The 6,000-nt window shown below is 64.1% G+C and carries 5 protein-coding genes and 1 pseudogene; 5 read left to right on the top strand and 1 reads right to left on the bottom strand.

The window, feature by feature from the left end:
- Together NS331_RS04520 and NS331_RS25375 are read left to right on the top strand one after the other, a co-directional pair.
- Positions 1 to 208: pseudogene (locus tag NS331_RS04520) on the top strand (IS5/IS1182 family transposase); the annotation flags it as partial.
- Positions 209 to 1,025: 817 nt separating this feature from the next.
- A complete protein-coding gene (locus NS331_RS25375; protein WP_242873646.1) occupies positions 1,026 to 1,508 on the top strand; it encodes a hypothetical protein in 483 nt (160 codons plus the stop codon).
- Between the two features lie 574 nt (positions 1,509 to 2,082).
- On the opposite strand, the gene NS331_RS04515 is transcribed toward NS331_RS25375, so the two are convergent.
- Positions 2,083 to 3,048, bottom strand: a complete 966-nt coding sequence (locus tag NS331_RS04515; RefSeq protein ID WP_058640808.1) for a LysR family transcriptional regulator — start codon at positions 3,046 to 3,048, stop codon at positions 2,083 to 2,085.
- A 152-nt stretch (positions 3,049 to 3,200) separates the two neighbouring features.
- On the opposite strand from NS331_RS04515, the gene NS331_RS04510 reads away from it, so the two are divergent.
- The 3 genes from NS331_RS04510 to NS331_RS04500 all read left to right on the top strand — a co-directional run bounded on the left by NS331_RS04510 (position 3,201) and on the right by NS331_RS04500 (position 5,965).
- Positions 3,201 to 4,208, top strand: coding sequence for a Bug family tripartite tricarboxylate transporter substrate binding protein (locus NS331_RS04510; RefSeq protein ID WP_058640807.1), 1,008 nt, complete (start codon positions 3,201 to 3,203; stop codon positions 4,206 to 4,208).
- Between the two features lie 136 nt (positions 4,209 to 4,344).
- Positions 4,345 to 5,061 carry an arylmalonate decarboxylase gene (locus NS331_RS04505; RefSeq protein ID WP_058640806.1) on the top strand — a complete coding sequence of 239 codons (717 nt, stop codon included), beginning with the start codon at positions 4,345 to 4,347 and terminating at the stop codon, positions 5,059 to 5,061.
- Positions 5,054 to 5,965, top strand: coding sequence for a LysR substrate-binding domain-containing protein (locus NS331_RS04500; protein WP_058640805.1), 912 nt, complete (start codon positions 5,054 to 5,056; stop codon positions 5,963 to 5,965). The genes NS331_RS04505 and NS331_RS04500 overlap by 8 nt, the downstream gene beginning before the upstream one ends.
- The last annotated feature ends 35 nt before the right edge of the window (positions 5,966 to 6,000 follow it).

Here is a 6,000-nt window from a genome sequence, read left to right as displayed (position 1 = left end):
CATGAAGATGGACGGTCGCCTCGCTCGCAACCCGCTCAAGGGTGCGCTGGGCGATGCGCTGCACGCGGTGATGTGCGGCGCCGGCCATAACCTGCGCCTGATCCTGGCCGCGCTGCGGCTTTATTGCGCCCGCATCGGGTTGTCCGTGCAGGCGGTTGTGGCCGCGCTGATTGCCCATTCGCTCAACAACCGCACTGCCTACGGCTGAGAACGGAATTGTTCAGGGTGGACTATTTATCGGTGATTGAAAGATTATTAATAATATCAAATAATTATTCAAAATTGTGAGCAAATGATTTCAATTCGTCAGCGGCCTGTTCTGCGCACACCTTGATTCATAAAAAAATGGTTTACTGTGAATTTTTCCACATCTCCTTTCATATCTTTTTCCGTAAGCCTGCTAGGCTGCTGAAGCCAGCGATTCGATAGTAGTTAGGGTTATCAGGGTTTGGTCGCGTGGCAAGCATGCCCGTATATGGAAGGAGAGAAAAGTACTGCCGTGGTGTAATTCGTGAAGGTGATACCGTTGTCCCAGGAGGCGGTTTCGTAAGGCCCTCGCCGCAGGCCTATCCCGCGATGTATTTTGAAAAGTTAGCCAGTTTCGAAGGAGACCCAGTCTTCTGCAATACTTGTCAGAGCTGGGGCGTCACCAAGTGCATACCTCCATTGAGGCCTAATACAGACTCTCGCGGCCGCCAAGCCAACCTTGATGGAGATTTGTGTATCTGCAAATGCCCGACACCGCCTCGACTCAAATCGTCGCTGGCGTCCATTTGCGTTTGCTTTGACGAAAAAGAATTAGAGGCTATCGCTGGCGCTATTCCCTGGAGAATTTATGCCGGCCATAGTGTGGACGAGCATGAAATTATCTATGAAATAGTAGACGCCGTAACCGGCAAAGCCCTAGAAGGGATGACTTACAAGCTGACGAGCGCTGGAAGAACACTGGTTGACTCCCAGCTTCTTAATGGTGGGAAAACCGAGGCACGCTCTTTGAACAACCATTTGGATCTGGCTTTTATCGCATGGATACGACGAGCATGCAAATGACAGAAGCACTGATTGAAGGTGATACTCGTCTGCTTGCGGCTCTGGCCTATGGCGAATCGTCAACCGCCAACGACTCCAGCGAAATCGGCGGCATTGCATACTCGGTTGTAAATCGATGCCGAGCTTGGGGTGGAAAAACGATTTCTGCCCTCAAATCATCTGACCCTAACTACGCCTACGCGTGGGACGGAAGTAACGCGCGATTCAACAGGCTAATAAACGCGAGCAATGCCACCATCAAAGCGGACGTCGGCATGTCATTAGCTGTTTCCTGGGCAATAGCTGCTCTCAACGGTAAGGGTCAGGATCCCTCAAACGGGGGATTATGGTGGGATGGGCTGGATTTCAAGACAAACTACAATAATCATCCTAAAGTTAGGGACGGCTTCAAGTTTGGAAATCCGGCGCATAACATATTCAACGTTCAAGAAAAAAAGCGACTTGTGATCGTCCGTTGAAAAATAAAGAACAAGAGAACTGGTCAGACGGTTGACGGCGCCGAACGAGGGCGGTAAGACTCGGTGTGGGTTTCAACCGCCGCTCATGGTAGTACTATTTTTTGGAAGCATCCCGCAGATTATCTTGCTGCGACCGCCGGCAAAGAATACAGATGAAGATAATAAATTTCCTTCGAGTGCTGACAATTTCTGTCTTTATTGCATTGACGTGTGCGACTTCGTTTGCTTCCAGCGGTAACGGAGTCGTGCAACTCCAATGGGTCCCTCGAACGGAAGTTCTCAACTATCGGTCGTGTGGAGCTGCTGACACCTGTTGGGTAGCACAGCTTACGCGAAGAAAAAATAAGAAAACAATTGCTACGATTCGTTGTGACGGTGAGAAATTTTTTTCGAGCATAGGTGACGGCCCAGAAACGCTTGCTGCGGATAACTGTGCCATTTTTGAAAAAGATGACAAATTTCAAGAGATTCGAAACACCCTCAACTTAATATTAAAGCGTTGAACAGACTTTAGTTTCTGCCGGTCGGGGAATTTCCGTGCAGTTCCAGTTTTTATAGCAAAGGGTACATTGCACTAGATTTCTTGGCCCGGAATTCGAATGTCGCCTCTCCAATGGCGCGTCGCCCCCGCCGTCCTCACTACTGCCGACAACAACGACCGAAACCACACATGCCCCGCCGCCAGCTGCGTGCGCCCGTGCCACAGCTGGTAGAAGCGCATCGGCGGAAAGTCCACCGGGGCGGGGACGATGGCCAGCGGCAGCAGGCCGGCGTAGTACTGCGCGAAATGCCGGCTGGTGGTGAAGATCAGGTCGGTGCCGGGCAGCAGGTGCGGCGCCAGGCCGAAGTAGGGCACGGTGACCGTGCCGGTGCGGCTCATGCGCTGGGCGGCGAGGGCGGTCTCCACGACGCCGCGCTGGGTCACGCTGTAGAGCAGCGGCACCACGTGGGAGCCCTGCAGGTAGTCGGCCAGCGTCATGCGCGCCGCGAAGGGGTGGCGTTCGTCGACCAGGCAGACGATCTCGTCCTCCAGCAGCAGCGTCGTGCGCAGGTGTTCCGGCGGCTGGGGCCAGTTGCCGATGACCACGTCCAGCTCGCCTTCGGCCAGGGCGGCTTCGAAGTCGTAGTCGGGGCCCAGCGGTTGCAGCACCAGCCGGGCGGCGGGGGCGGTCTCGCGCATGTACTGCGCCACGGCGGCCATGAGCGGGGGCGCCAGGTAGTCGGGCGTGCCGATGCGGAAGACCTGCCGCGTGGTGGCGGGCTCGAAGCCGGCCTCGGGCGTGAGCAGCGCGTCCAGCTCGCCCAGCACCAGCCGCACCGACGCATGCAGCTGCACGGCACGCTCGGTGGGCACCATGCGCTGCTTGTCCTTGATGAGCAGCGGGTCGCCGAACACCTCGCGCAGGCGCTTCAGGGCGCTGCTGATGGCGGGCTGGGACTGGTTCATGCGCGCCGCGGTGCGCGAGACGCTGCATTCCGCCATCAGGGTGTGGAAGACGCGCAGCAGGTAGGTGTCGAAGGGATCGTCGGGTCGGGACATGCGGTGGTGGCTCGCACCGCCTTGGTGCCTCGCCGTCGGACTGGCGGGCCGCCGGCGCCTTGCGGCTGATACGGTGCATTCGGTCTTGGCAATTGGCGTGCCGGACGGGGGCCCGAACAATGCGGGCATTCCCGTTGCTTCCGGCGCCTGCCATGTCCGAAAACTTTCTTCCTACGCCTTCGTCTTCCCTGCCGCGCCTCAGCCGCCGCGGCGTGCTGCGCCTGATGACGGCGGGTGCCGCGGCGGGGGCGCTGCCGGCCTTCGCGCAATGGCCGGAGCGGCCGGTCAAGATCGTCGTCACCTTCGCGCCCGGCGGCGCCAGCGACATCCTGGCGCGCGTGGTGGCCGAGCAGCTGGGCCGCAAGCTGGGCCAGCCGGTGGTGGTGGACAACCGCCCCGGCGCGGGCGGCACCATCGGCGGCCAGGTGGTGGCCACGGCGGCGCCGGACGGCTACACGCTGATGCTGTCCAACACCACGCCCATCGCGCTGGGCCCGTTCACGCTCGACAAGCAGCCCTACGACCCGGTGGCCGCCTTCAGCCACGTGGCTTACCTGGGCTCGGCGCCGCTGGTGGTCATGGCGAGCAAGGAGTCGGGCATCAAGACCTGGGCCGACCTGGAGGCGCGCGCGAAGAAGGAAGGCCGGCTGGACTTCGGCTCCGGCGGCCCGGGCTCGGTCGGCCATATCCATGGCGAGCTGATCAAGCGGGTGACGGGCGCCAACATGGTGCACGTGCCCTACCGCGGCGGCGCTCCCATGACCACCGACCTGCTGGCCAACATCGTGCCCGTGGGCATCGACGTGATCACCGCCTATGTGCAGTACTTCAAGACCGGCCAGCTGGTGCCGCTGGCCGTCACCGGCACCACCCGCTCGCCGCTGATGCCCGAGGTGCCGACCATGGTCGAACTGGGCCAGCCCAAGCTGGTGCTGGAGAACTTCTTCGGCATCTCGGGCCCGGCGAAGCTGCCGGCCGAGACGGTCGCCCGGCTGCACGACGCCGCCAATGCGGTGCTCGCCATGCCCGAGGTGCAGAAGAAGATGGTCGACCTGGGCATCGTGGCCCAGCCCGAGAGCACGGCCCGCTTCGAAGGCTTCGTGCGCGACCAGGTGGCGGTGCTGGGGCCGACGGTGAAGGGCGCGGGCATCAAGCTCTGAGCCTGTAGCTCGACGGCGCACAGGCACCGCTGGCACCGTGGGAGCCCGGCGGGTCGGCGCCGGCCGCCAGCCACCTGGACGACAGCGGCCCGGCGCAGCGGCGCCCACAATGCGCAGCTTTGCCCCAGGAGCTGCGATGACCGATTCCGCCCCGCCCGTGCTCGGGCTGATCGTGCCGCCCGCCGCCGGCGAGGTGCCGCCTGAAGGGCCGGCGCTGTATGCGGGCCGGGTGCGCTTCATGGCGCGCGGCCTCGCGCTCGCCGGCATCCATCCCGAAGGCTTCGACGCGGTGGAGGGGCGCATCGTCGACCTGGCGCGCGAACTGCGGGACGCCGGTGCGCAGGCCATTTCGCTGATGGGCACCTCGCTCAGCTTCTACCGCGGCGCCGCCTTCACCGAAGACCTGCGCGCGCGCATGGCGGCAGCGACCGGCCTGCCGTGCACGACCATGAGCCATGCCATCGTGCGAAGCCTGCGCGACCTGGGCGTGCGGCGCGTGGCGGTCGCCACCGCCTACATCGACACGCTCAACGACCGGCTGGCGGCCTACCTCGACGGCGAGGGCTTCGAGGTGACCGCCATCCGCGGCCTGGCGATGACCGGCGTGGAGGCGGTCGGCGATGTCGATGCCCACACGTTGGCCGAACTGGCGCACGGCGTCGTCGCCGATGGCCGGCCGGACGGCCTGCTCATCTCCTGCGGCGGCCTGCGCACGCTGGACCTGCATCCGCGGCTGGAGCGTGAACTGGGCCTGCCCGTCACCTCCAGCTCGCCGGCCGGCTTCTGGGACCTGCTGCGCACCGCCGGCCTGGATGCCGCCTCGCCCGGCCACGGCCGCCTCTTCGATGCCTGAGGGCCTACATCTGGACCTGGCCACGCTGCGCGTCGTGGTCACGGCCGCCGAACTGGGCTCCATCAGCGCCGCCAGCGACCGGCTGAACCTGGCCATCGCCGCCGCCAGTGCCCGCATCAGCGCGCTGGAGGAGTCCGTGGGCCTGCGCATCTTCGAGCGCTCCTCGCGCGGCGTACGACTCACGCCCGCCGGGCAGATGCTGGTGCGCCGCGGGCGCGAGCTGCTGGCGGATGCCGACCGCCTGTCGCTCGACCTGCACGACCATGCCCGCGGCCTGCAGGGCCATGTCCGGCTGGCGGCCAACACCTCGGCGCTGGTGGAGGTGATGCCAGCCCATCTGCAGCACATGGCGCGCGCTCATCCGCTGATCCGCATCGACGTGGAGGAGCACGGCAGCCTGGACATTCCGATGCTGCTCCTCGAAGGCCGGGCCGACCTGGGCATCGTGCACATGGCGCATGCGCCGCACGGCATCGCGCTGACCGACTGCTTCGTCGACACGCTGGTGCTGGTGGTGCCGCAGGGACATGCGCTGGCGGCGCGCGACTCGGCCGCGCTGGCCGATGCGCTGGACGAGGACTTCATCTCCCTGGGCGACGGCACGGCGCTCTCCAGCCGGCTGGCGGCGGCGGCGTCGGTGGCGGGCCGCCTGCTCAAGATCCGCATGCAGATGCGCAGCTTCGACGTGGTCTGCCGCATGGTGGCCGGCGGCCTGGGCGTGGCCGTGCTGCCGCGCGAGGCCGTGGCGCCGCAGCTGGCCAGCCTGCCGATCCGCGCCGTGCCGCTGACCGATGCGTGGGCGGTGCGCAGCCACCGCATCGCCGTGCGCGAAGGCGTGGAGCTGGCGCCACCGGCCCGCACGCTCTTCGACGTGCTGGCGGGCCACGCGCCGCGCCTCGCGTAAACCCTCGTCTTCGCGGATGGCGAAAGCGGCCTTCG

It is taken from the genome of Pseudacidovorax intermedius (assembly GCF_001476815.1).
In the GTDB taxonomy this organism is placed as follows: Bacteria; Pseudomonadota; Gammaproteobacteria; order Burkholderiales; family Burkholderiaceae_C; genus Xenophilus; species Xenophilus intermedius_A.
The sequence above is the reverse complement of the archived record's forward strand: the minus strand, read 5'-3'. Positions and strand labels throughout refer to the sequence as shown.